The organism is Pantoea sp. MT58, assembly GCF_014495885.1.
Taxonomy (GTDB): Bacteria; Pseudomonadota; Gammaproteobacteria; order Enterobacterales; family Enterobacteriaceae; genus Pantoea; species Pantoea eucalypti.
In genome coordinates this window covers 3545983-3569983 of sequence record NZ_CP061083.1, presented here as the reverse complement: position 1 = coordinate 3569983, position 24001 = coordinate 3545983, and the positions used below count along the sequence as shown (strand labels likewise).

Sequence of the window (24001 nt, the reverse complement as noted above, 5' to 3'; positions counted from 1 at the left end):
TCCGCAGTGACTTCAAGACGTGATCCCGCTTCTTGTTGACATATCGGACCACGTTTCCTCATCTGCAGGGGGATTTAACAGTCTGAGGATCCGGCGATGCAACTGACGGGTTTGCTGCGTGTTACGTGGGGCAATCCAGATACTGTTGTTGGTGGCAACAATACCCAGTATCCCCGGCAGTTCGCCGTGTTCAATCACCCGGGCTATCGCACGGGCATATCCTGCAACCACATGAACTATAACAAAATTATCGTTAAAATCAGCGTCGATCACCATCGCGCAAAGCGGGCTGATTGCATCGGGTTTCGCCTGCGTTAACGGGTTTAAAGCGTAGATTCTCTCTCCTCTGGCATTGGCTATTTTAATCACGTCCAGCAAGGTTATCAGCTTTGAGATCGTTGACTGACTGATATCAGGCCAGCCACGCTGCTGGAAGGCCAGCCTGATCTCCTGCTGACTGTGAAAACTGTGGTTGGCGATAAGCTGGCGGCAAAGTGCCAGCTGCTGCTGTTCTCTCTCTAATGTTGCCCTGGATTTTTTTACCATCGCATTATTTTACGCTGTGGTGGGTGGGGAATAAGGCCGTAGTGAATCAATAAAGTTTTTATTAATTATGAGGTTATAATGCTGCCCCGAGGCCAATTACCGCCATCAGCAGCACGAAGAGGATCAGCAGCAGCGGGGCGATCCATTTCACCCAGCGCACGTAGGGTACGCGAGCAATCGCCAGGCCGCCCATCACCACGGCGGAAGTGGGGGTGATCAGATTAACCAACCCGGAAGCTGACTGATAGGCCGTCACGACCAGATCCCGGTTGATACTGGCGAAATCGGCCAGCGGGGCGAGGATCGGCATGGTTAACACTGCCAACCCGGAAGAGGAAGGTACCAGAAATGATAAGATCACCTCGAGGAGGAACATCACGCTGATAAAAGCGACGGATGAGAGGCCGGTGACGATCTCTTCAGCAGCATGCAGAACGGTATGGGTAATCATCCCGTTATCCATGACCACCACGATGCCGCGGGCGATACCAATAATCAGTGCCACCCCCAACAGATCTCGCGCACCGTCGATAAAGGTGGTGGTCAGCTCTTTCTCGCTCATCCGGGCAATCAGTCCAATCATAATCGCAGCCACCAGAAACACGCCGGAGATTTGCGCCATCCACCACCCCTGCACGGAGACGCCATAAATCATGATGGCAAAGGCTAAAGCAAACAGCAGCAGGATCACTTTACGCACCGGCGTGAAGGCCAGCATGTTGCCGCTGGGTTGATTACGCAGGAAAAACGATCGGTGTTCTTCCTGCAGATCTGCCACAATCGACCTGGCCGGATCTTTACGGATACCGATCGCATAGCGCATCACCCAGGCGACGCAGATCAGCCAGCCGAGCAACAGAATGATCAGACGCAGCCCGATCCCGGCGGTAAATGGGATCCCCGCAGCATTGGAGGCTATTACGGTAGCAAAGGGATTGATCGTCGATCCCAGGGTGCCGATTCCGGCTCCCAGCATTACTACAGCAGCGGCAACCACCGAGTCGAAACGGGCGGTAAGCATCACCGGCACTAGCAGAGAATAGAAAGGTAGCGACTCTTCGGCCATGCCATAAATGGTGCCGCCTGCGGCAAACAGCGCCATCAGTATCGGGATCATCCACTCTTCTTTGCCCCGCAGGCGCTGCGTCACCCGCTCAATACCGGCATCAATTGCCCCGGTTTTGGTCACCACGCCAAGAAACCCGCCAATCACCAGAATAAATAGCGCGACATCAATCGCCCCGGCCTGGTCGGTCTTGTGATTATAAAAACCGTCGCCTGGGGCCAGTACTATTGCCACCAGCCCCTGTGGTTGCGGGGCCGTTGGCTGCCAGGTTCCGGCAATGGGCACCTCTTTATTCAGGGCCGGGTTCATCTCCATCCGGTATTGCCCGGCAGGAATAACCCAGGTCAGGCCAGCCACCAGGGCAATCAGCACCAGCAAAATGGTATAGGCCGAAGGAAAGCTGAATTTATGCATAACGTCTTATCCTTTGTCGTCAGCCAGCCGCCCCCGCACCAGGTACGGCGGCGGCTGAGGGAGTTAACTGCCCAGAGTCGCCACCATCACCGATTTGATGGTGTGCATACGATTTTCCGCTTGGTCAAAAACAATCGAATGAGAGGATTCGAACACGTCATCGGTGACCTCCAGCCCCTTCAGCCCGTAAGCCATTTCGATTTCGCGACCTGTTTGCGTCTGCTCATTGTGGAAAGCAGGCAGGCAGTGCATAAATTTCACCTGCGGGCTTTGCGTGGCCTTCAGTACGGCAGCATTCACCTGATAAGGGGTCATCAGCGCCACTCGCTCGGCCCAGGCGTCCTTGCTCTCTCCCATTGAGACCCACACATCGGTGTAGAGGAAATCCACACCTGCCACGCCTTCTGCCACATCCTCAGTCAGTACGATCCTTGCGCCGCTCTCCTTCGCCAGCTCGCGACATTGCGCAACCAGCTCTTCCTCCGGCCAGAAGGACCGTGGGGCTACCAGGCGAATATCCATCCCCATCTTCGCAGCCCCCACCATCAGGGAATTTCCCATATTGTTGCGGGCGTCGCCGAGATAGGCAAAGGCGATTTGATGCAGCTGTTTGCCCGGCGCGTGTTCCAGCATGGTCATCAGATCGGCCAGGATTTGCGTGGGGTGAAATTCGTTGGTCAGGCCGTTCCAGACCGGCACGCCGGCAAAGGCGGCTAGCTCCTCGACGATTTGCTGCCCAAAGCCGCGGTACTCAATACCGTCATACATCCTGCCCAGCACACGGGCGGTATCTTTCATCGACTCTTTATGGCCAATCTGCGAGCCGCTGGGGCCGAGATAGGTCACCTTAGCGCCCTGATCGAAGGCCGCCACCTCGAATGCGCAACGAGTACGGGTGGAAGTCTTCTCAAAAATCAGCGCGATATTTTTCCCAATCAGCTTCTGCTCCTCGTGGCCGCTGTATTTGGCTTTTTTAAGCGAGAAGGAAAGATCAATCAGGAACTGAATCTCTGTGCGGCTGAAATCAAGCAGCTTGAGAAAATGGCGGTTATGTAATGAAACAGGCATGATTTTTTCCTTTTATTTTGTTGAATGGGTGGCAATAAGGGTGCCTTTATGGCCCCGGAGAATCTCTGTGGCATCGGCGAGAGAGCCAATCCCGGCTATCCCTGCGCGTTGTGTCACAAACTCACAGGCGGCGGCGATTTTCGGACCCATCGATCCGGCATCAAACGGAATACCCAGCAAGTCGGCAGGCGTCACGTGATGCAATGCGCGGCAGTCAGCTTTTCCCCAGTTGAGGTACACGGCATCCGCATCGGTGAGGATCAGCAGAGCATCGGCGGAAAGTTGGGTCGCCAGCAGTGCGCTTGAGAGATCTTTATCAATAACGGCTTCGGCTCCGTGGCGCTGGCCTTGCTGGTTCCGGATCACCGGAATGCCGCCGCCGCCATTGCAGATCACCAGATGTCCCAACTCCGTCAGCGCGAGGATCGCTTCGTGCTCTACGATGTGAACTGGCAGGGGAGAAGGCACCACCCGGCGGACGTACTCGCCATCGGCTTTCATCGTCCAGCCCTGTTCTTTCGCCAGTTGCCTGGCCTGCTGAGGGGAATAAACCGGGCCGATATATTTGGTTGGGTTGAGGAAGGCGGGATCGCTGACAGCGATTTCGACCTGGGTAAGCAGCATACTGATTTGGACATCCGGCAGATGGTTTTGCAGCGCCTGCTGCAGCAGATAGCCGATCATTCCCTGGGTCTCGGCCACAAGAATATCCAGTGGATAGGGGGCTGCCGCATCGCAGGCACTGTTCTGCAGAGCCAGTAAGCCCACCTGTGGCCCGTTGCCGTGTACCAGAATCACCCGCCATTCAGCGGTGAGGGCGGCAATGGCTTCTGCCGCCTGTTCGATATTTCTGCGCTGAACATCGGCTTCCAACGGCTCGCCCCGCTTCAGCAGGGCATTGCCGCCCAGCGCGACTACCAGTAAAGGTTTTTTCATTGCTCTCTCCCTGTTCAAAGGTCGTCACGTTCCAGCGGACAACTCATACAGCGTGCGCCGCCGCGACCTCTGCCCAGCTCGTTGCCGGGAATCGGCAGCACCGTGATGCCTGCTTTGTCATATTTTTCATTGGTATAGGTATTACGCTCGTAGCCAATTACCACGCCAGGACGCACAGTCAGCACGTTGTTGGCATCGTTCCACTGCTCGCGTTCGGCTTCAAAGCGGTCGCCTCCGGTGGTGATCAGGCACAGCTGGTCGAGATGGAGTGCCTGCTCAATAGCCTGCATAAAACTGCTCTCTTCTTTGCGGTTCAGGCCACCGCGTCCGTTGCTGGTCAGGGTCCAGCAGCGGGTTTGCTGATCGATGACCTCCGGGTAGACGGAGAAAATACTATGGTCGAGCTGGGTCATCACGGTATCGAGATGCATACAGGCGCGGTGTTTTGGCAGCTCGATGGCAATCACCCTGCTGGCCTGTTTATGCTGAAAGAGCGAACAGGCGAGGAACTCGATGCCGCAGGAGGTAGTGCGTTCCGACATGCCAATCATTACCGTGCCATTGCCCAGAACCAGCACGTCGCCGCCTTCCAGTGTGGCATGCTCATAATTGGTGGTTTCATCGCCGAAATATTTAATAAAGTCGCCGTGGGAAAATGCGGGGTGCCAGCGATAAATCGCCCGCAGGTTATTGGTTTCCCGCTGGCGGGCGGTTTTCGCCATCGGATTGATTGAGACGCCGTTGTAGATCCAGCAAGAGGTGTCGCGGGTAAAAAGATGGTTGGGGAGAGGCGCCATGATGAAATCATCCGGCGAATGCAGATCGATGGCCATATTGCTGAAAGCCGCTGGAATTTCACCGTAGGTCAGGCCGCCAGAGAGGTAGCGCGCTAGCTGGCGATGGTCGACATCTGCCAACCAGCCGCGGATATCGGCAGCGAAAGAGGGGCCGAGGTTATAATCTGAAACCTGATTATCCAGCAGCCAGGCTTTCGCCTGGGGAATGCCGAGCGTTTCAGCCAGCAGATCGGTAAAAAGCAGTACTTCAACACCCTGCTGACGCAGTGTTTTAGAGAACACGTCGTGTTCTTCTCCGGCTTTCTCTACCGAAAGCACGTCGTCAAACAGCAGCGACTGACAGTTGGAAGGTGTTAATCTTTTCAGGCTTAAATTGGGGCGGTGCAGCATCACGGATCGCAGCTGCCCAATCTCAGATCCGACATAATGTCTGTTCATCTTCAGTTCCCTACGTTTTAAGCAATAGTGGGCCCGGGTGAATATTTCTTTTCACCTTGTTTGACCCGCTTAGCGATTAAGTTTCGGGGGGATAATAAGCGTTGATGAAATGCTGAACGTGATTTTTATCACGTTACAAACAGTAGGGTGAAGGAATCTCAATGAAGTTGATAAACGTCATCAATAACAGATTTAAGTTTTATGCGTGAGTGAATATTTAAGGGTTGTTGATGACTTATTTTAAGGTGCATTCCCTTTTTAGAGCCGTTTTTGCCTTTTTTATTTATCTTATGCATATGAATTTAATAGGATTTATTCTTGATTTGAATTTTTATATTTTATGACTGAGTAAATATTTTTAATTAAATGATGAAAGTACAATAGATATTCAATCGCGTTATGGGTAAACAGAAATCTATTCCTGTGACCCTCTCGTGGTTTTAATTTTTTTAAGTCGTGGTTCAAAGAGTTAAAAATAAAACCGAAGCGGGTAAGTCGGGAATATGTTCAGGTGATGAATAATTATTTTGAAATGAATTCAGCAGAAGTGGGGGGGCGGAGATAATTATATCGGATCAGAAACTGGGAGGTTACTGTGGGCCAGCCAGGCTGACCCACAGTTCTGCCGTTAATGTTGGTCCGAGAGCGTGGCCACCATCACCGCTTTAATGGTGTGCATCCGGTTCTCGGCCTGGTCGAACACAATGCTGTGCGGCGACTCAAACACCTCGTTGCTCACTTCCATGCCGTTGGGCAGATCGTACTGCTCTGCCATCTGCTGACCCAGCGTGGTCTGATCATCGTGGAAAGCGGGCAGGCAGTGCAGGAATTTAACCTGCGGATTGCCGGTCAGATCGAGCATCGCGCGGTTAACCTGATAGTCACGCAGCAGGGCGATACGCTCGGCCCAGACTTCTTTGGCTTCGCCCATCGACACCCAGACGTCGGTGTAGATAAAGTCAGCGCCTTTCACACCGTCGGCAATATGTTCGGTAAGGGTGATTTTACCCCCGGTCTGCTGCGCGGCGTGACGGCACTGCGCCACCAGTTCGTCCTCTGGCCAGCAGCTTTTCGGTGCCACCAGACGCAGATCCAGACCCACCTGTGCCGCCGCTTCCAGCATAGTGTTACCCATGTTGTTGCGCGCATCGCCCACATAAACCAGCGTCATCTCACTGAGCTTTTTGCCCGGCAGGTGCTCCTGCATGGTCAGCAGGTCAGCCAGCAACTGGGTCGGGTGAAACTCGGTAGTCAGACCGTTCCACACCGGCACGCCCGCATGTTCCGCCAGCGTCTCCACCAGCGCCTGACCGTAGCCGCGATACTGAATACCATCGTACATGCGTCCCAGCACCCTTGCAGTGTCGCGCATCGACTCTTTATGGCCGATCTGACTGCCGCTCGGGCCCAGATAAGTGACGTTTGCACCCTGATCGTAAGCGGCAACTTCGAAAGAGCATCGTGTACGGGTCGAGTCTTTTTCGAAGATGAGCGCGATGTTTTTACCTTTCAGATACTGCACTTCGCTGGCGCTTTTTTTCGCCTGTTTTAATTCAGCGGAAAGGGACAGCAGATGATCAATTTCGGCGGGGGTAAAATCCAGAAGTCTGAGGAAATGGCGCTGATACAGCTGACTCATACAACACTCCGGTAAGCATTAAAATGAATTAAAATTCAATTTAACCGTATGAATATTCATTTTCAAGTGTGAGCTGAATAAACTTTTCGTTTTGTGTAGTGGCGCGACAGGCAGTGTGGGAAAATAATTGATTATTGCCGAACTCAGAGAGGACATTGTCATGGCATATGAAGCATTACTGGAAGAGCAGCAGGAAGAGACGCGGCAGGTTATTGAAGAGCTGCTGGAGGATGGCAGCGATCCTGATGCGCTCTATACCATCGAGCATCATCTCTCATGCAATAATTTTGATTCACTGGAAAAAGCCGCGGTTGACGCCTTCAAGCTGGGTTATGAAGTGACCGAGCCGGAAGAGCTGGAGCTGGAAGATGGCACCACGGTGATGTGTGTCGATATTATCAGCGAATCTGCACTGAAGCCGGAGCTGATTGATGCGCAGGTTGAACAGCTGGTGAACCTGATTGGCAAGTACAACGTCGATTATGACGGCTGGGGCACCTATTTCGAAGATCCCGATGCCGAAGATGAAGACGAAGATGACGACGCCATCGAAGATGAAGATGATAATGGTATTCGCCACTAAGTAGCTGGGGCGGAGAGTTCTCCGCCTGTCACCTCTGCCACACCTGTTTTGACATCATGAACTACGCACCGTTACTTGAACCGATCTATCAGTTTCTGCACTGTCGCACGCCACAGGCCTGGATTGATGAGGCGCGCAAACCAGAAAATCTGACTCTGCTGTTAACCGACCATCTGGTGTGCGAACTGAAAGCCGCGCAGACTGCGGTGTGGTTGATCCGCAAATATGTCGCCGACAAACCCAGCGGCGACGCTATTCTGGCGTGGCTGAAGCCCTATGAAGATTTTATCTTCCGCGAAGATGGCGACAGCGACTTTATCAATGCCCATAAAAACCTGACGAAACGCATCATTGTGCGCAATGCGCTGCCCTGGGCGGATGAGCTGGTGGAGAAGATGGTGTTGCTGATTAAAGAGGAGCTGCATCACTTCTATCAGGTGTGGGAAATTATGCAGTCGCGCGGGCTGGTTTATCAGAAGATCACCTCCAGCCGCTACGCCAAATCGCTGCTGCGTGAAGTGACGACGCATGAGCCGGAAACCCTGGTGGATAAGCTGATTTGTGGCGCTTACATTGAGGCGCGCTCCTGCGAGCGCTTCGCCAGTCTGGCACCCTATCTTGATGACGAACTGGCAAAGTTCTATCTGTCGCTGCTGCGCTCAGAGGCGCGGCACTATCAGGATTATTTAACGCTGGCGGCGCAGATTGCCACTAAAGACATTACGCCACGCGTGCAGGCGATTGGGATAACAGAAGGGCGGTTAATCAGCGAACCTGACACCGAATTACGCTTTCACAGCGGCGTTCCGGCGCTCTGAACCAATTATAGTCACGGGGCTGGCAGCCCCGATTTTCATAGCTGTTTAAGCATCCGCACTTCGCAGTCGACATGGCCGGTACAACCCATCGCGCTATCGATATGCTCAAAGCCCAGCGACTCATAGAGTTTAATCGCCCGCGTCAGGCTGGCGGTGGTTTCCAGATAGCAACGACGGAAGCCGTGGCCGCGTGCATGCTCCATCGCCCTCAGCGCCAGTTCGCGCGCCAGACCCTGCCCGCGCACCTCCGGCAGAAAGTACATCTTTTGCAACTCGCAGATATCGGGCGCGCTGCAGGCGAGAGGCGCAACACCGCCGCCACCGACCACCTTGCCCTGATATTCAATAATCCAGTAGGCGCTCTGGTCGGCACTGTAGAGCTCAAACAGGTGATCCAGCTGGGGATCGGAGACGGTGTAGCCCTTGTCAGCCGTCAGGCCGAACTCCGCAGAAACATCGCGAATCACCTGGGCAATATGCGGATTATCGGCGACAGTAATCGGCCGTATTATGAGTGAGGGCTGGGTTTCAGGGGTCATGGCAAAATAGCGTGGTTAAAATCGGTTAGACATTCACCAGAAATAGCATTATCGTCAGGGAAAAGCAATATTGATTGACGTGCATGGAGGCATTAAGTGATTTTCTCTCGATTTTTTAAAATCATCAAAGAGCTATTTCCTCTTTTTATTATCGCAGGTTTTATTAACGTATGGGGCTATTTAAAATGGATAGGCAGACTGGATGTTTTTCCGCTTATTATTAATAATGTGTCTGGCGTAATTGCTGTGTTAATTACTTCACTACTTTTCTTTAGTGTCTTTTCTATGACGCTACTCCTGCCTTCTGGATTTTGCACACTTTCAGGCACGCTGAGTAAGAAGAAAACAAAACTAAAAATCAGATATAATGAGGGATGCTGCGCAATTAGCGCGCTGACCGCGATATTGGTTGCTTTTTTTGCACTTCTCTTTTTGGGTAAATTATCTATCTGGTGGGTTGCAGGAGCGGCAGCTATCATCGCCTTTCTATTACATGTTTATGTTAATAACAAGTTCAATGGGCACAGACAACAGCATCGTCGTTTCCTGATAGCGCGTAGTAAAAGAATAAGAAGTTGCTCTGCGCCTCTGACGCCAAAAATCAGGTGGCGATTCATTTGGGAAAAGATAAAAGCGAGTAAGGCGTTTATTAATTTAATTTACACCCTATTTGCATTAATGGTCGCTCTTTTTTCCGTTTTGCCGCTTAGGTTTCTGGTGCAAGGAAATATCTATTTCACACATGAGAAACCGTGGGTGCAATATTTTATTGTAGTCGCAATTTATATTCTTCTTTTTATGCCGTCTTTACTTTCTCTTTTGACGAATAAGGTCAAAGCTCAGCATGGTTTTAAAGCTGTCATGGCTTTCTTTCCGGCGCTGGTAATTGCCATTTTCTGGCTATTTTCCGTTCAGCTTATACAGATTAATCAACGCGCGATTGAAATCGTCGGCATGGCTTCCTGGCATGATCAGGTTTTTGCTTTTAAAACGGAGAGCTTTCCAGCCTATTATTTCCCCCAGAATATTTGGGGAGTAAATAATATGAGGGGCACAGAACGTATGATAGTAGGGATCAAGGCTTTTTCAAACGGTGAAACGTATCTGATCTGCCCAAAACAGTTGGGCGCATTGAGGGAGATCGCATTAAAAAATAATGCCTTCACCTGGCAGGTCGATGAAAAAGCCAAAGCAGAACTTGTCGAAATGAGTCAGTACTGTTTGCTAGCGAAGAGCGATCAGGTCCGGTCTGGTGCCGCGATTAGCGCACTCTTTAGGTCGTTACCCTACACGTTACATTTTTATCCATAAAAAAACCCCGCGCCAGCGCGCAGGGTTTTTTTTCAGAGCAATGAATTAATCAGAGCGCCGCAATGACCGCCTGCTGTTCAATCAGTTTTGCTTTTGATTGTTGCAGGTCTGCCACGCGTTCGCGCTCTTTCGCAACGACCGCTTCCGGCGCGCGTGAAACAAAGCCTTCGTTCGCCAGCTTGGTCTCGATCTTCTCGATCTCCACATCCAGCTTAACCAGCTCTTTCGCCAGACGCTCGAGCTCAGCGGTTTTGTCCACCAGATCCGCCATCGGGATCAGCAGCTCTGCGCCTTCAACCAGCTTGGTCACCGACACCGGACCTTTCTCGCCCGCAGGCAGAATGGTCAGGCTTTCCAGACGCGCCAGGCGCGACAGGAAGTTGCGGTTAGCTTCAACGCGACGCAGCGCAGCAGGCGAGCAGTCACGCAGCAGCACATCCAGCGGCTTGCTCAGCGCGATGTTCATCTCGGCACGAATATTACGCACCGCGACGATCGCCTGCTTCATCCACTCAATGTCCGCTTTCGCTTCGGCATCTTCTTTCGACGCATCATAGTGCGGGAAAGGCTGCAGCATAATGGTGTCGTCGCTGATATTTTTCAGTCCCTTCACGCGCTGCCAGATGGTTTCAGTGATAAACGGAATGATCGGATGCGCCAGGCGCAGCAGCGCTTCCAGCACGTGAACCAGCGTATGGCGGGTGCCACGCAATTCAGATTCACTGCCGCTGTTCATCACCGGCTTGGTCAGCTCCAGATACCAGTCGCAGAACTGGTTCCAGGTGAAGTCATACAGCAGGTTAGCCGCGATATCGAAACGGTAGCTATCCAGCGCTTCACGGTAGGCTTTTACTGTGTTGTTGAACTCGGTCAGAATCCAGCGATCCGCCAGCGACAGCGTCATATCGCCGCCGTTCTGTCCGCAATCCTGGTCCTCAGTGTTCATCAGCACAAAGCGGCTGGCGTTCCACAGCTTGTTACAGAAGTTGCGATACCCTTCCAGGCGCTTCATGTCCCAGTTGATGTCGCGACCGGTTGAGGCCAGTGCTGCCAGCGTGAAACGCAGCGCATCGGTGCCTGATGGCTCGATGCCGTCCGGGAACTGCTTCTCGGTACGTTTGCGGATCTTCTCAGCCAGCTGTGGCTGCATCATGTTGCCGGTGCGTTTTTCCAGCAGCGCTTCCAGCGAAATGCCGTCGACCATATCCAGTGGGTCAATCACGTTGCCCTTGGATTTCGACATCTTCTGACCTTCTTCATCACGGATCAGACCGGTCATGTAGACGGTTTTAAACGGCACCTGCGGTTTGCCGTTTTCATCTTTGATGAAGTGCATGGTCAGCATGATCATGCGGGCAATCCAGAAGAAGATGATGTCGAAGCCGCTGACCAGCACGCTGGTCGGATGGAAGGTACGCAGCGCTTCGGTGTTTTCCGGCCAACCCAGGGTGGAGAAGGTCCACAGACCGGATGAGAACCAGGTATCCAGCACGTCGTCATCCTGACGCAGCGCCACATCGGCGGCCAGGTTGTTCTCAGCGCGGACTTCCTCTTCGGTACGGCCAACGTAGACGTTACCGTTGTCGTCATACCAGGCCGGGATGCGGTGACCCCACCAGAGCTGACGGGAAATACACCAGTCCTGAATATCACGCATCCAGGAGAAGTACATGTTTTCATACTGCTTCGGCACGAACTGGATGTCGCCATTCTCAACGGCTTCAACCGCCACTTTCGCCAGCGGCGCGGTACGCACATACCACTGGTCGGTCAGCATCGGCTCGATAACCACACCGCCACGGTCGCCGTAAGGTACGGTCAGGTCGTGCGGTTTGATCTCTTCAAGCAGACCCAGTTCATCGACGGCGGCGACAATCGCTTTACGCGCGGCAAAGCGCTCCATGTGCTGGAAAGCAGCCGGGATCTCATCGGAACAGGCATCGCTGGCTTCGCCGTTGGTGTCATACACCTGAGCGCGGTCGCGGATATCACCGTCGAAGGTCAGAATGTTGATCATTGGCAGTTTGTGACGACGACCGACTTCGTAGTCGTTGAAGTCATGCGCCGGGGTGATCTTGACGCAGCCGGTGCCTTTTTCCATGTCGGCATGTTCATCGCCCACGATCGGAATCAGACGACCCACCAGCGGCAGCATTACAAATTTGCCGATCAGATCTTTATAACGTGGATCTTCCGGGTTAACCGCCACGCCGGTATCACCCAGCAGGGTTTCCGGACGGGTAGTGGCGACCACCAGGTAATCTTTGCCGTCAGCGGTTTTTGCGCCGTCAGCCAGCGGATAGCGGATATGCCACATTGAGCCTTTGCTCTCGCGGTTTTCCACTTCCAGATCGGAGATCGCCGTGCGCAGCTTAGGATCCCAGTTTACCAGGCGCTTGCCACGGTAGATCAGGTTCTCTTTATAGAGGCGAACAAACACTTCTTTAACGGCATTGGAGAGGCCATCGTCCATGGTGAAGCGCTCGCGCTCCCAGTCGACGGAGTTACCCAGACGGCGCATCTGACGGGTAATGGTGCCGCCAGATTCTGCTTTCCACTGCCAGATTTTGTCGATGAATGCATCGCGGCCATAGTCCTGGCGCGTTTTGCCTTCTTCAGCCGCAATTTTGCGCTCAACCACCATCTGCGTGGCGATGCCCGCGTGGTCAGTACCCGCCTGCCACAGGGTATTTTTCCCCTGCATGCGCTGGTAACGGATCATGGTGTCCATGATGGTTTGCTGGAAGGCGTGACCCATGTGCAAGCTACCGGTGACGTTCGGCGGCGGGATCATGATGCAAAAGCTTTCCTGGCTGGTATCGCCATTCGGTTTGAAGTAGCCCTGCTTTTCCCAATGCTCGTAAAGCGGCTGCTCGATATCTTGCGGGTTATATGTCTTTTCCATTTCTGCTATGTCGTTTGCGGCTGTGGTGGCGCTGCCGTATTCAATTGGAATCCAACGCTGCGATACGCTTTATAGCGGTCGCGCGCCAGTTGTTTGAGAGCGTCTTCGTAAGGAACGAAGTCTATCACTTCATGGAAAGCAGTAGCAAAATCTGCGAAGTGGGGCAGCAGGCTAATCAGCAGGTCGCGCTGTGAACTGCCGCGACGCTGGGGCCAGGCCAGTTCGACCGGCGCACCGTAGCGCGGGCCTTCGCCCGCCAGGTTGTGCGGCACAAAGGCATTTGCTGGCCGTTGCCACAGTGCTTCATCAAGACGAATGGCTTGCTGCTCATCTTCGCAGGCGATCAACACCCGCTTTCCGGCCCGCCAGCGTGTTTCCGCCAGATTGCACACCAGCGCTTCAACGGCGCTAAGGCCATCGCTCGTTGCATCGGTTTCCAGCACGTAGAAGGTTGCGTTTTTCATCGGTTTGCTCATCAGAAGATCAAGGGCGGAATCAGATCCGCCCTTGCTGTCAGAAAAGAGGGCGCTTAGTCGTCGCCGTTCAATCCTGCCCGATTCAACAGAAACTGCGACAGCATCGGCACCGGTCGTCCGGTGGCGCCTTTGGCTTTACCGGAGCGCCAGGCGGTGCCGGCGATATCCAGGTGCGCCCAGTTATATTTGCGGGCGAAACGTGCCAGGAAGCAGGCGGCGGTAATTGCGCCGCCAGGACGGCCACCAATGTTCGCCATATCGGCAAAGTTGGACTCCAGCTGCTCATGGAACTCATCCGCCATCGGCAGACGCCAGGCGCGATCGCCTGACTGCTCAGAGGCGCTAATCAGCTCATGTGCCAGCGGATTGTGGTTCGACAGCAGCCCGCTGATGTGATGGCCCAGCGCAATCACGCAGGCGCCGGTCAGTGTCGCCACGTCAATCACCACTTCCGGGTCGAAACGTTCGACATAGGTCAGCGCATCGCACAGGACCAGTCGGCCTTCGGCGTCGGTATTCAGCACTTCAACGGTCTGGCCAGACATGGTGGTCAGCACATCGCCCGGACGCATTGAACGTCCGTCCGGCATGTTTTCACAGCCCGCCAGTACGCCGACCACGTTCAGCGGCAGATTCAGCTCTGCCACCATACGCATCACACCATAGACGGCGGCTGCGCCGCACATGTCATACTTCATTTCGTCCATGCTGTCGGCAGGCTTGATGGAGATGCCGCCGGAGTCAAAGGTCAGCCCTTTGCCTACCAGCACAATCGGCCGCGCTTCCGCATCCGGATTGCCTTTGTATTCAATCACCGACATCAGCGATTCGTTTTGTGAACCGGCACCGACCGCAAGATAGGCGTTCATGCCCAGCTCTTTCATCTGCTGTTCGCCGATCACGCGGGTTGTGACATTTTTACTGAAAGCGTCCGCCAGCTGACGTGCCTGTGACGCCAGATAAGCGGCGTTACAGATATTGGGTGGCATGTTGCCGAGATCTTTCGCTGCTTTCATACCGGCTGCAACCGCTAAGCCATGCTGGATTGCGCGTTCGCCGCTGGTCAGTTCACGGCGGGTCGGCACGTTAAACACCAGTTTGCGCAGCGGACGACGCGGCTCTGCTTTGTTACTTTTCAGCTGATCAAAGTTGTAGAGTGCCTCTTTAGAGGTCTCCACCGCCTGACGCACTTTCCAGTAAGTATTGCGGCCTTTGACATGCAACTCGGTCAGGAAGCAGACCGCTTCCATTGAGCCGGTATCGTTCAGCGTATTAATGGTTTTTTGAATGACTTGCTTGTACTGGCGTTCATCCAGCTCACGCTCTTTACCGCAGCCAATCAGCAGAATACGCTCTGACAGGATATTTGGCACATGATGCAGCAGCAGTGTCTGGCCCACTTTTCCTTCCAGCTCGCCGCGGCGCAGCAGGGCGCTGATATAGCCGTCGCTGATTTTATCCAGCTGCTCGGCAATCGGTGACAGACGACGCGGTTCGAAAACGCCAACGACAATGCAGGCACTGCGTTGTTTTTCCGGGCTTCCGCTTTTTACACTGAACTCCATGCACTCTCCTGAATCTTAAAGACAACGGCCGCTGCTGCCGCTAGAATGTAGCGCGCTCATGACCCATTTATTCATTGTCGCAGCATGACATTCTGCCGCTGGAGGTCATAATGAATCAGGGTGACAAGATGTTGTTTTTTCACCACCCGGACGCGTTTTTCATACAAATTTAGCTACGGCGACGGCCATTGATGAAGAAAAATGGCTGATAAGCGTTGAAACTAGCGATTTTCCTGCAAAAAGACAAGTTTTCACAGGCGTACTAAGCGTGATCATCATTAGATATCTGGTTCGGGAAACGCTCAAAAGCCAGCTGGCTATCCTGTTTATCCTGTTACTCATCTTCTTTTGTCAGAAGTTAGTCAGGATCCTGGGTGCCGCGGTGGATGGCGAAGTGCCGACAAACCTCGTTCTGACATTGTTAGGACTCGGTGTGCCTCAAATGGCACAACTTATACTGCCCTTAAGTCTGTTTCTGGCAATTCTGATGACGCTGGGGCGTCTCTACACGGAAAGTGAAATTACCGTGATGCACGCCTGCGGCCTGAGTAAAGCCGTCCTGGTGAAAGCCGCGATGATATTGATGCTGTTCACCTCCGTGGTGGCAGCGGTTAATGTCATCTGGCTGGGACCATGGTCATCCCGTTATCAGGATGAGGTGACGCAGAACGCCAAAGCCAATCCAGGCGCGGCAGCCATGGCCGCCGGACAGTTCCAGACCTCCGGCGACGGCAGCGCCGTGCTGTTTGTCGAGAATGTGAAGGGCAACAACTTTGGTAACGTGTTCCTGGCGCAGTTACGGCCAAAAGGCAACGCGCGCCCTTCGGTGGTGCTGGCTGACAGCGGCCACCTGGAACAGCGTAAAGATGGCTCGCAGGTGGTGACGCTGGATAAAGGCACCCGCTTTGAGGGCACCGCACTGCTGCGTGATTTCCGTATTACCGACTTCACCAACTATCAGGCGATTGTGGGCTATAAAGCGGCAACGCTTGACCCTAACGATTCAGAGCAGGCGAGCCTGAGCGACCTGGTCGCGAATAAAACACCTGATTTCCAGGCTGAGCTGCACTGGCGTCTGACGCTGGTGTTCGCGGTGCTGGTGATGGCGCTGATGGTCGTGCCGCTCAGTGTGGTGAATCCACGTCAGGGGCGCGTGCTGTCAATGCTGCCTGCGATGCTGCTCTATCTGATTTTCTTCCTGCTGCAGAGCTCGCTGAAGTCGAGCGGGGCGAAAGGGCGGCTCGATCCGGCGCTCTGGATGTGGGTAGTGAATATCAGCTATCTGGTGCTGGCGGTGCTCCTTAACCTGTGGGATACGGTGCCGATGCGTCGGATTCGCGCCCGCTTTACCCGCGGAGGGTCGGTCTGATGTTTCGCGTACTTGACCGCTATATTGGTAAAACCATCTTCAATACCATCATGCTGACGCTGTTCATGCTGGTGTCGCTTTCCGGCATCATCAAGTTCGTGGACCAGCTGCGTAAAACCGGCCAGGGCAGCTACAGCGCGCTGAGCGCCGGTTATTACACTCTGCTGAGCGTGCCTAAAGATATTGAGATTTTCTTCCCGATGGCGGCGCTGCTGGGTGCGCTGCTGGGACTGGGCGCGCTGGCGCAGCGCAGTGAGCTGGTAGTGATGCAGGCGGCGGGCTTTACCCGTATGCAGGTGGCGCTGTCAGTCATGAAAACGGCGATTCCGCTGGTGCTGCTGACCATGGCGATTGGCGAGTTTGTCGCGCCGTCGGGCGAGCAGATGGCACGTAACTACCGGGCGCAGCAGCTTTACGGTGGTGCACTGGTCTCGACGCAGAATGGTCTGTGGGCGAAAGATGGCAATAGCTTCATCTATATTGAGCGCATTAAAGGCGACAACGAAATTGATGGCGTCAGCATCTACAATTTCAATGACCAGCGTCGTCTGCAGAGTGTACGTTACGCGGCGACGGCCACATGGGACAAAGACAAAAAACGCTGGTTGCTGTCCCAGGTCGATGAGTCGAACCTCACCGATCCAAAGCAGATTACCGGTTCACAGAGCCTGAGTGGCGAATGGAAAACGAATCTGACGCCAGATAAGCTGGGTGTCGTCGCGCTGGATCCAGACGCATTATCGATTCGCGGTCTCCATAGCTACAGTAAATATCTGAAGCAGAGTGGTCAGGAAGCGGGAAGATATGAGCTGAATATGTGGAGCAAAATCTTCCAGCCGCTGTCCGTCGCGGTGATGATGCTGATGGCGCTGTCATTTATCTTTGGTCCGCTGCGCAGCGTGTCGATGGGTGTGCGTGTCGTCACCGGTATCAGCTTTGGCTTCCTGTTCTACGTGCTGGACCAGATTTTCGGCCCGCTAAGCCTGGTTTACGGCTTGCCGCCGATTCTGGGCGCGATTCTGCCGAGCTTTGCGTTCTTCGCGATCAGTATGTTTATGTTGATTAAGCGGCGCTAACAGTCAGCCGCAAAAAGGCCGCCTCTCAGGGCGGCCTTTTTCATGGCACGCACCCTGTGCCATTTCAGTCATCCCGCAGTGTCATAAATCCCTTCATTAATGCATCAACGCATCCAGTCGTTTATCACTGCACCATACAGCGTTTCCGCTTCTGCTAACCGGGTCAGCAGGCAATACTCATCGGTCTGATGTGCCATTGAGGGCTCGCCGGGACCCAGGATAATACAGGGCGGCGTGCCCAGCGCGGGCAGCAGTAATGATGCATCGGTAAAGTAGGGCACAATGCGCGGTGTCAGCGGGGCGTCATGTAATGCCTGACAGTGCTGATAAACCGACTGAATCCAGGCCTGATTCTCTTCGCTCAACACCGCTGGCAGATCCACCAGCGTCGTCACCGTGACGCTCTCTCCCAGTAATGTTGTCAATTGCTGACGAATTGCTGCGTGATGCAGATTGGGCGCGCTACGGATATCCACGTCAAACTGCGTACGATCGGGCACGGAATTAATGTTCAGACCGCCGGCAATGCGTCCGACGTTAATGGTTGGCTGCTTCATCAGCGGATGAGGTGCGCCGGGTGAGAAGTGCTGAATCTTGCCCAGTGCCTCCGCCGCCAGATAAATGGCATTAATACCCAGCTCAGGCATCGCGCCATGCGCTGTTTTGCCCCGGGTTTCACAGCGTAGCCAGAGTGCGCCTTTGTGGCCGATAACCGGATAGTTGCTGGTAGGCTCGCCGACAATCAATGCGCCAACCTCGGGCAGGTCGGTGGTATCAATCAGTGCTTGCGCGCCGTCGCACCCCGTCTCTTCCCCGCCTGTGATCAACAGGACAACACCCGACCCTTGCTGAATTGCCTGCTGGTGCGTCACACAGGCGACGGCAAAAGCCGCGACGGCGGCCTTCATGTCACTCGATCCCCGCCCATATAGCCTGTCGCCCACAACTTCCCCAAACGGATCGTACTGCCAGCCGGCGTTGCCGAGAGGAACCGTATCCAGATGGCCGGTAAACGCTAACTTCGGTCCAGGCAGGCTGCCAGGCAGGCTGGCAATCAGGTTCAGGCGGTTTTCACCGAAGGTCGACAGGGTGACGTCGAAGCCACGCTGCGTCAGCCAGTCTGCCAGGAACTGCATGCAGGCTGCTTCATTGCCCGGGGGATTAATGGTGTCAAAACGCAGCAGTTGCTGCGCCAGTATCAGGCTCTGGCTCATTCGCCACGCACCGTTAACCAGTCCAGACAGTTGATCCACAGCTGGCGATAACCCGGCCACTGTGCAAATTCCTGCGGCAGCCAGTGCGCCGACATATCACTGGTCCAGACCAGTGAACGGCCCTGCTGATATTCGCGCACCGCCAGCAGCGGATGTTCCGTGCCGGCAATGGTCGCCAGCAGTTTGCCTTCAGGGTGCATTTCCACCTCGTTATAACCCAGTAACCATGGCCATTCGTTGGGGATATCACTAAATAGCGGGTGAGATTCCGTGACGCTGGGATAAGCCCCTTCAGGCGTTTCAATGCGGTCATCCCAGGCCAGGCAGCGCACTGGCAAGACTTTCTCCACGGCCGTGTTGCGATAGCGCGCACCGCCATTGATACCCTGAAAACTAAAGTAGCCGCCAATCATCATCAGTGCGCCGCCTGCGGCCACATAGTCGTGGATCAGTGTCAGGCGGTTCGCTGTGCGCTGGCTCTTTAGCCAGGTATCCGGGTGCAGCAGCAACGTATTCGCACCGATGTCGGACAGAATGATCGCGTCCCACTGCGAAAGCCCATCAGGCGTGAGTGGAAACTCGGTGGCGGCAGCATGAGCGGGCATGTAGGTGATGGCATAATCACTGTCGGCCAGCGCTGCCATAAAGTCGGTTGCGCCATTATGCCAGGTAGCAGTGGCAAACTGATCGAAGCCTTTGACGTGAACGGACGTGCTGGTCCAGGACTCACCGACCAGTAAAATTTTCTTCTGCATTACGGTTCTCCCTTACCCACCAAAAACGCGCTGTGGGTTAGCAATCAGTAAGGTTTCAAGTTGTTCGCCGCTGACGCCATGGCGTTTCAGGCGCGGAACAAAATGTTTAAGGATGTAGCCATAGCCATGACCGCCGTAGCGGGTCAGCATGGTTTTCAGGAACACGTCCTGCGACAACAACACCTGTTCAATAAAGCCGTCATCAATCAGCTCGCGAATGGCGCGGGCATTCTCCTCATCGGACGGCGACTGCGCAGATTCATCGGCGTAGTAATAACTCATGCCGATCATGTCGTACTCCAGGAAGGCTCCGCGCTCTGCAAGCTCGCGCTGGTAACGCTTATCCGCAAAGCTGGGGTTCATATGGCACAGCACGACATGGCGCAGGTCAGCCCCTTCTTCTTCAAGAATATCCAGGACACGATGACCCAGACGCTCCCAGCCGGGCAGATGCACCTCAATCGGCACATTTGTCGCAGCGCTGGCGCGGCCTGCAGCCCGCAGGGATTTCTCTTCATTGGGTGTAAAGCGGCTGGAAACGCCGATCTCACCAATAAGACCTGCCAGCACGTCGGGTTTATCTTCTCTGCCGCCCAGGTCGTAAATCAGCTTGTCGGTCAGTGCTTCAATGCTGATCGTTTTCATCCAGTCCGGATGTGACGGTTCCAGATACAGCCCGGTGCTCATGATGATATTCAGCCCGGTCAGGCGCGCGATCCGCTGCAGGGCTTTGGGATCGCGGCCAATGCCGATATTCGTGGGATCCACCACCGTATCGCCGCCCAGCGCCCGGAACTTCATCAGCTCTTCAATCGCCAAATCCACATCAAACAGCTGACAGTTGTCGCGGCTGATAAGCGGGTTGAGTGACAGTTCGCCCAGGTTTTCAATGCTGACCGGCATTTCCGCCAGATGACGATCGCCGCAGCAGCAGGGCGGCACCCATTTGCCTGAGGCATCCAGCAGGATATGTTCGTGCATCAGCGTTACGCCCATTTCACTCACCGGCAATGGGCCGAGCACGGTCATCACATAGCCGCTACTGATACCCAGTGGCAGCGGATCGGGATGGCGAAAAATAGAATGTTTCATGCGCTATCCTTTCGCCGCCGACCGCGTCGGGTTGAGAATGCGGGTGTTCAGCCAGATGGCCAGCAGAATAATCGTACCGGTGGCGATCTGCGTATAAAACGGGGAGATATGCGACAAAATCAGGCCGTTCTGGATGATGGCAATCGACAGCGCGCCTAACAGCGTGCCAACAACGGTGCCGAAGCCGCCGAACAGGCTGGTACTGCCCAGCACCACCGCAGCGATGACCTGCAGCTCAAAGCCTTCGCCCTGGTTAGAAGAGCCGCTGCCCAGGCGAGCAGTGATGATCATGCCCGCCAGCGCCGCCGCCATACCACTGATGATGTAAACTTTCATGGTGACGGCTTTGGTATTAATTCCGCTACGGCGCGCACCTTCTGCATTTGCGCCAATGGCCGTGACATAGCGACCAAAACGCATATGGTTCAGCACGATATGGCCGACCACCAGCACCACGATGCCAATCAGCGCAGGCATCGGCACACCCAGCACCCATGCGCGTCCCATAAAGGCGAACAGGCTATCAGCGGGGATGGGAATGGAGTAACCCTGAGTGATCAGCAGCGCCACGCCGCGCACCACCGCCAGCGTCGCCAGCGTGACGATAAAGGCAGGAATGCCTTCATAGGCGATAAAAAAGCCGTTGATAGCACCGACCAGCGCACCCAGCAGCAGGCCGCCCAGCAAGACCACCGGCCAGGGCAGGCCCCAGTTATTCAGGGCGATAGCGGACAAGGCGCCGACAAGGGCCAGTGTTGACCCCACGGAAAGATCGATCCCACCCGTGGTGATCACCAGCGTCATTGCCGTGGCGACGATCAGCAATGGCGCACTCTGACGGATGATATTCAGCCAGTTAGCGCTACTGAGAAAGTTGCCGGTGATCAGGGAAAACACCACGCAGCAGAATACGAAAAACAGCGCGATGCTGACTACGCCAGAGTGGTTATGCAGAAGGCGACGCGGCAGCGAGTGCTGTGCCATACGGGAACTGCTCAGATTCATAATAGTCATCCTGTTACCTCGCTCAGTGCGCTGCGGCCGAGCGGGCGACAAATTTTTCACCCACGATCAAATTGACGATCTCAGTCAGGTCCGTATCGGCCACCCGGCGTTCCGCCACGTTGGTGCCCTCGTACATCACCATGATGCGATCGCAGACCAGGAACAGATCCTGCAGGCGATGCGTGATCAGGATGACGCTCACGCCACGTGCTGACACCCGGCGGATCAACTCCAGTACCGCCTCCACTTCGGCGACGGCCAGCGCGGCGGTAGGTTCATCCATGATCAGCACTTTGGGATCGAAAGCGGCCGCGCGCGCAATGGCAATCGCCTGGCGCTGCCCGCCGGATAAATTGCGCACCAGCAGCCGGGTGTCCGGGATAGAAATCCCCAGCCCTTTCAGCATCTCCCGTGCATCAGCGTGCATTTTCTCTTCATCCAGAAACGGAATGCCGAGAATGGACTTCATCGGCTCACGTCCCATAAACAGGTTGCCTGCCACATCGACGGTATCGCACAGCGACAGGTCCTGATAAACCATCTCGATATGGCAGCGGCGAGAATCCGCCGGGTTACTGAAATGCTGGTCCTCACCATCAATACGAATCGTACCGCTGGTTGGCACGACAGCCCCTGACAGCACCTTGGTCAGGGTCGATTTGCCCGCGCCGTTGTCGCCCACCAGCCCCAGCACTTCACCTTTAGCCAGTTGCAGGTTTACGCCGCGAAGCGACCGTATCGCGCCGTAGGTCTTGGTAATATTCACCATCTCTACCCGTGTCTGGGCAGTTTGTGCTTGCTGCATGTGATTACTCCCATCACCGCTAACAGGACTGTCAATCTGCATGTAAAAAGGGTTATCCGGCACGGTTTACACCCTTGTAAACCGGTTTACCTGCAGGATAAAACCTTTGTCTCAACACACAGAACAACACGCTACAACGATATTTGTTTGCCAGGTACGACATTGCAGCTTCCGTGCCAGCCTGTGAACAGGCGCTACACTCGCGGTCTAACTAACTGTAATAAAATGCATTTAACATTTTACTTTAGGTAAACCGGTTTACTTACTATAAACCTGAGAAATTAAAAAGCTCATTATTTGCGCCAAAGCTGTGCGCTTTTGCGCCATTCTGGGACGTTGTTAACAAATTTGGATCGAGTCACGCGCCACCCACTCTACCGGCAGGCGGGTTTCGGCGGGGATCGACAGGTCATCATTCAGAATACGCAACATAATCTCTACCGCCGTGCGGCCCAGCTCGCGTGCGGGCTGGCGGATGGTTGAAATACGGGGTAGGGTGAAGTCGGCATAGGTCGCGTCATCAAAGCCAACCAGCGACAGCGCTTCGGGTGCTTTGAGTCCGCGCGCGCGCAGGCCATCCATCAATCCCAGCACGAGAAAATCACTGGCAGCAAAGACGGCGGTAGGGCGCTCAGCGCAGCTAAACAGCCGTTCCAGCGCCTGTTTACCGAACTCGCGCTGGTATTCGCCATACATCACCCATTCAGGCAGGACATGCAGGCCAGCCTGCTCCATGGCGGTGCAAAAGCCCTGGTAGCGTTCACGCACACTCATCAGTTCATCCGGACCGCCGACAAAGGCAATGTGCCGGTGACCTGCGGCGATCAGGTTTTCGGTAGCAATCCGGCCTCCCTGAACGTTGTCGGCAAAGACCTTAGGCACCACGCTACCCGGAATATCTTCATCCAGCAGCACGATGCGCTGGTGGCGGTTAATTTCTTTACGTAACAGGCCGTTATCAGGATGGTTGGTGGTAAACAGCAGGCCGTCCACCTGGCAGGTATCCAGCCAGCGGATAAACTGACTCTCTTTGCCAGGGTGGTTTCGGGTAATGCAGAGCACCAGGCTGTAGCCATGGGCAGAGGCGGCTTCTTCGGCGGCATCCGCCAGTTCGGCAAAGAAGGGGTTGGTAATATCGGGTAGCACCAGCCCCAGGGTTTCACTGCCGCCCTTGCTCAGGCGACGAGCCAGGCTATTACCGCGATAATCCAGCTGGCGAATCGCCGCTTCAATGCGGTCGATCGTCTCCTGCGGCAGGATAATGCTTTGATTCATATAGCGGGAAACGGTCGCTTTTGACAGTCCGGCCAGCGCTGCAACATCGGATAACAGCACCCGTTTTTTACTCATATCATCTGCCATCTTGCCCGGAATCGGCTATCAGTAACACAGTTGCGCGCAGCGAATACAGTTTTTTCCCTGACCGCTGACGATAAAATAATCGCTTGACAAAATTTAAGCAGAAGCGAATGTTAGAGGCAGTTTACCGCATTACCCGGGAGTCACTCCCAAGCCCGATTACTCTCTTTCATACGTGCACCATAATGGACGGTGTGCAGAAAGTCGATTATTCAGGTCCTGGCT

At 54.5% G+C, this 24001-nt stretch carries 21 protein-coding genes; 5 read left to right on the top strand and 16 right to left on the bottom strand.

Features of this window, described 5'->3' with window-relative positions:
* Positions 1 to 12: 12 nt before the first annotated feature.
* From IAI47_RS16855 to argF (IAI47_RS16830), 6 genes are all read right to left on the bottom strand, one after another.
* Positions 13 to 546, bottom strand: coding sequence for an arginine repressor (locus IAI47_RS16855; RefSeq protein WP_003851014.1), 534 nt, complete (start codon positions 544 to 546; stop codon positions 13 to 15).
* Between the two features lie 73 nt (positions 547 to 619).
* Positions 620 to 2026, bottom strand: a complete 1407-nt coding sequence (locus IAI47_RS16850) for a YfcC family protein (protein WP_008925446.1) — start codon at positions 2024 to 2026, stop codon at positions 620 to 622.
* A 63-nt stretch (positions 2027 to 2089) separates the two neighbouring features.
* Entirely contained in the window at positions 2090 to 3094 is a 1005-nt protein-coding gene (argF, locus tag IAI47_RS16845; RefSeq protein ID WP_008925447.1) for an ornithine carbamoyltransferase, read from the bottom strand.
* A 12-nt stretch (positions 3095 to 3106) separates the two neighbouring features.
* Positions 3107 to 4030, bottom strand: a complete 924-nt coding sequence (arcC, locus tag IAI47_RS16840) for a carbamate kinase (RefSeq protein ID WP_003851011.1) — start codon at positions 4028 to 4030, stop codon at positions 3107 to 3109.
* Between the two features lie 14 nt (positions 4031 to 4044).
* Positions 4045 to 5265: an arginine deiminase gene (gene arcA / locus IAI47_RS16835; RefSeq protein WP_008925448.1), complete on the bottom strand. Its 1221-nt coding sequence runs from the start codon at positions 5263 to 5265 to the stop codon at positions 4045 to 4047.
* Between the two features lie 628 nt (positions 5266 to 5893).
* The gene (argF, locus tag IAI47_RS16830; protein WP_003851006.1) at positions 5894 to 6904 is read right to left on the bottom strand and encodes an ornithine carbamoyltransferase; all 1011 of its coding nucleotides are present in this window, start codon (positions 6902 to 6904) and stop codon (positions 5894 to 5896) included.
* Positions 6905 to 7064: 160 nt separating this feature from the next.
* Here argF (IAI47_RS16830) and rraB point away from each other — a divergent pair, with 160 nt between their 5' ends.
* Together rraB and IAI47_RS16820 are read left to right on the top strand one after the other, a co-directional pair.
* Positions 7065 to 7487: a ribonuclease E inhibitor RraB gene (gene rraB, locus IAI47_RS16825; RefSeq protein WP_003851004.1), complete on the top strand. Its 423-nt coding sequence runs from the start codon at positions 7065 to 7067 to the stop codon at positions 7485 to 7487.
* Positions 7488 to 7543: 56 nt separating this feature from the next.
* Complete coding sequence (locus tag IAI47_RS16820; RefSeq protein WP_008925450.1) at positions 7544 to 8305, top strand: tRNA-(ms[2]io[6]A)-hydroxylase; 762 nt, start codon at positions 7544 to 7546, stop codon at positions 8303 to 8305.
* Positions 8306 to 8340: 35 nt separating this feature from the next.
* Here IAI47_RS16820 and IAI47_RS16815 read toward each other — a convergent pair whose 3' ends face one another.
* Positions 8341 to 8844 carry a GNAT family N-acetyltransferase gene (locus tag IAI47_RS16815; RefSeq protein ID WP_008925451.1) on the bottom strand — a complete coding sequence of 168 codons (504 nt, stop codon included), beginning with the start codon at positions 8842 to 8844 and terminating at the stop codon, positions 8341 to 8343.
* A 96-nt stretch (positions 8845 to 8940) separates the two neighbouring features.
* Here IAI47_RS16815 and IAI47_RS16810 point away from each other — a divergent pair, with 96 nt between their 5' ends.
* The gene (locus IAI47_RS16810; protein WP_008925452.1) at positions 8941 to 10155 is read left to right on the top strand and encodes a hypothetical protein; all 1215 of its coding nucleotides are present in this window, start codon (positions 8941 to 8943) and stop codon (positions 10153 to 10155) included.
* Between the two features lie 49 nt (positions 10156 to 10204).
* On the opposite strand, the gene IAI47_RS16805 is transcribed toward IAI47_RS16810, so the two are convergent.
* From IAI47_RS16805 to pepA, 3 genes are all read right to left on the bottom strand, one after another.
* Positions 10205 to 13060 (bottom strand): valine--tRNA ligase, encoded by a 2856-nt coding sequence (locus IAI47_RS16805; protein ID WP_003850996.1) that lies wholly within the window; start codon positions 13058 to 13060, stop codon positions 10205 to 10207.
* Between the two features lie 5 nt (positions 13061 to 13065).
* The gene (locus IAI47_RS16800) at positions 13066 to 13524 is read right to left on the bottom strand and encodes a DNA polymerase III subunit chi (protein ID WP_008925453.1); all 459 of its coding nucleotides are present in this window, start codon (positions 13522 to 13524) and stop codon (positions 13066 to 13068) included.
* Between the two features lie 65 nt (positions 13525 to 13589).
* On the bottom strand, positions 13590 to 15101 hold the full coding sequence (pepA, locus tag IAI47_RS16795) for a leucyl aminopeptidase (RefSeq protein WP_003850993.1): 1512 nt from the start codon (positions 15099 to 15101) through the stop codon (positions 13590 to 13592).
* A 268-nt stretch (positions 15102 to 15369) separates the two neighbouring features.
* Between pepA and lptF the strand changes: the two genes are divergently transcribed.
* Both lptF and lptG read left to right on the top strand, forming a co-directional pair.
* On the top strand, positions 15370 to 16470 hold the full coding sequence (gene lptF, locus IAI47_RS16790) for an LPS export ABC transporter permease LptF (protein WP_008925454.1): 1101 nt from the start codon (positions 15370 to 15372) through the stop codon (positions 16468 to 16470).
* A complete protein-coding gene (gene lptG / locus IAI47_RS16785) occupies positions 16470 to 17546 on the top strand; it encodes an LPS export ABC transporter permease LptG (RefSeq protein ID WP_008925455.1) in 1077 nt (358 codons plus the stop codon). Before lptF ends, lptG begins: the two co-directional genes overlap by 1 nt.
* Before the next feature lie 104 nt (positions 17547 to 17650).
* On the opposite strand, the gene IAI47_RS16780 is transcribed toward lptG, so the two are convergent.
* The 6 genes from IAI47_RS16780 to IAI47_RS16755 all read right to left on the bottom strand — a co-directional run bounded on the left by IAI47_RS16780 (position 17651) and on the right by IAI47_RS16755 (position 23779).
* On the bottom strand, positions 17651 to 18760 hold the full coding sequence (locus IAI47_RS16780; protein WP_008925456.1) for a M20 family metallopeptidase: 1110 nt from the start codon (positions 18758 to 18760) through the stop codon (positions 17651 to 17653).
* Entirely contained in the window at positions 18757 to 19515 is a 759-nt protein-coding gene (locus IAI47_RS16775; RefSeq protein WP_008925457.1) for a glutamine amidotransferase, read from the bottom strand. The genes IAI47_RS16780 and IAI47_RS16775 overlap by 4 nt, the downstream gene beginning before the upstream one ends.
* A 12-nt stretch (positions 19516 to 19527) precedes the next feature.
* Positions 19528 to 20607 carry a phosphotriesterase gene (locus IAI47_RS16770; RefSeq protein WP_008925458.1) on the bottom strand — a complete coding sequence of 360 codons (1080 nt, stop codon included), beginning with the start codon at positions 20605 to 20607 and terminating at the stop codon, positions 19528 to 19530.
* Between the two features lie 3 nt (positions 20608 to 20610).
* The gene (locus IAI47_RS16765) at positions 20611 to 21612 is read right to left on the bottom strand and encodes an ABC transporter permease (RefSeq protein WP_164913091.1); all 1002 of its coding nucleotides are present in this window, start codon (positions 21610 to 21612) and stop codon (positions 20611 to 20613) included.
* Between the two features lie 22 nt (positions 21613 to 21634).
* Positions 21635 to 22381 (bottom strand): ATP-binding cassette domain-containing protein, encoded by a 747-nt coding sequence (locus IAI47_RS16760; protein ID WP_003850984.1) that lies wholly within the window; start codon positions 22379 to 22381, stop codon positions 21635 to 21637.
* Positions 22382 to 22756: 375 nt separating this feature from the next.
* Positions 22757 to 23779: a LacI family DNA-binding transcriptional regulator gene (locus tag IAI47_RS16755; RefSeq protein WP_008925461.1), complete on the bottom strand. Its 1023-nt coding sequence runs from the start codon at positions 23777 to 23779 to the stop codon at positions 22757 to 22759.
* Positions 23780 to 24001 lie beyond the last annotated feature (222 nt).

Coding starts and splice junctions, on each gene's coding strand:
- IAI47_RS16855 (WP_003851014.1), bottom strand. CDS start 546: ATGGTAAAAAAATCCAGGGCAACATTAGAGAGAGAACAGCAGCAGCTG.
- IAI47_RS16850 (WP_008925446.1), bottom strand. CDS start 2,026: ATGCATAAATTCAGCTTTCCTTCGGCCTATACCATTTTGCTGGTGCTG.
- argF (WP_008925447.1), bottom strand. CDS start 3,094: ATGCCTGTTTCATTACATAACCGCCATTTTCTCAAGCTGCTTGATTTC.
- arcC (WP_003851011.1), bottom strand. CDS start 4,030: ATGAAAAAACCTTTACTGGTAGTCGCGCTGGGCGGCAATGCCCTGCTG.
- arcA (WP_008925448.1), bottom strand. CDS start 5,265: ATGAACAGACATTATGTCGGATCTGAGATTGGGCAGCTGCGATCCGTG.
- argF (WP_003851006.1), bottom strand. CDS start 6,904: ATGAGTCAGCTGTATCAGCGCCATTTCCTCAGACTTCTGGATTTTACC.
- rraB (WP_003851004.1), top strand. CDS start 7,065: ATGGCATATGAAGCATTACTGGAAGAGCAGCAGGAAGAGACGCGGCAG.
- IAI47_RS16820 (WP_008925450.1), top strand. CDS start 7,544: ATGAACTACGCACCGTTACTTGAACCGATCTATCAGTTTCTGCACTGT.
- IAI47_RS16815 (WP_008925451.1), bottom strand. CDS start 8,844: ATGACCCCTGAAACCCAGCCCTCACTCATAATACGGCCGATTACTGTC.
- IAI47_RS16805 (WP_003850996.1), bottom strand. CDS start 13,060: ATGGAAAAGACATATAACCCGCAAGATATCGAGCAGCCGCTTTACGAG.
- IAI47_RS16800 (WP_008925453.1), bottom strand. CDS start 13,524: ATGAAAAACGCAACCTTCTACGTGCTGGAAACCGATGCAACGAGCGAT.
- pepA (WP_003850993.1), bottom strand. CDS start 15,101: ATGGAGTTCAGTGTAAAAAGCGGAAGCCCGGAAAAACAACGCAGTGCC.
- lptG (WP_008925455.1), top strand. CDS start 16,470: ATGTTTCGCGTACTTGACCGCTATATTGGTAAAACCATCTTCAATACC.
- IAI47_RS16780 (WP_008925456.1), bottom strand. CDS start 18,760: ATGAGCCAGAGCCTGATACTGGCGCAGCAACTGCTGCGTTTTGACACC.
- IAI47_RS16775 (WP_008925457.1), bottom strand. CDS start 19,515: ATGCAGAAGAAAATTTTACTGGTCGGTGAGTCCTGGACCAGCACGTCC.
- IAI47_RS16770 (WP_008925458.1), bottom strand. CDS start 20,607: ATGAAACATTCTATTTTTCGCCATCCCGATCCGCTGCCACTGGGTATC.
- IAI47_RS16765 (WP_164913091.1), bottom strand. CDS start 21,612: ATGAATCTGAGCAGTTCCCGTATGGCACAGCACTCGCTGCCGCGTCGC.
- IAI47_RS16760 (WP_003850984.1), bottom strand. CDS start 22,381: ATGGTGAATATTACCAAGACCTACGGCGCGATACGGTCGCTTCGCGGC.
- IAI47_RS16755 (WP_008925461.1), bottom strand. CDS start 23,779: ATGGCAGATGATATGAGTAAAAAACGGGTGCTGTTATCCGATGTTGCA.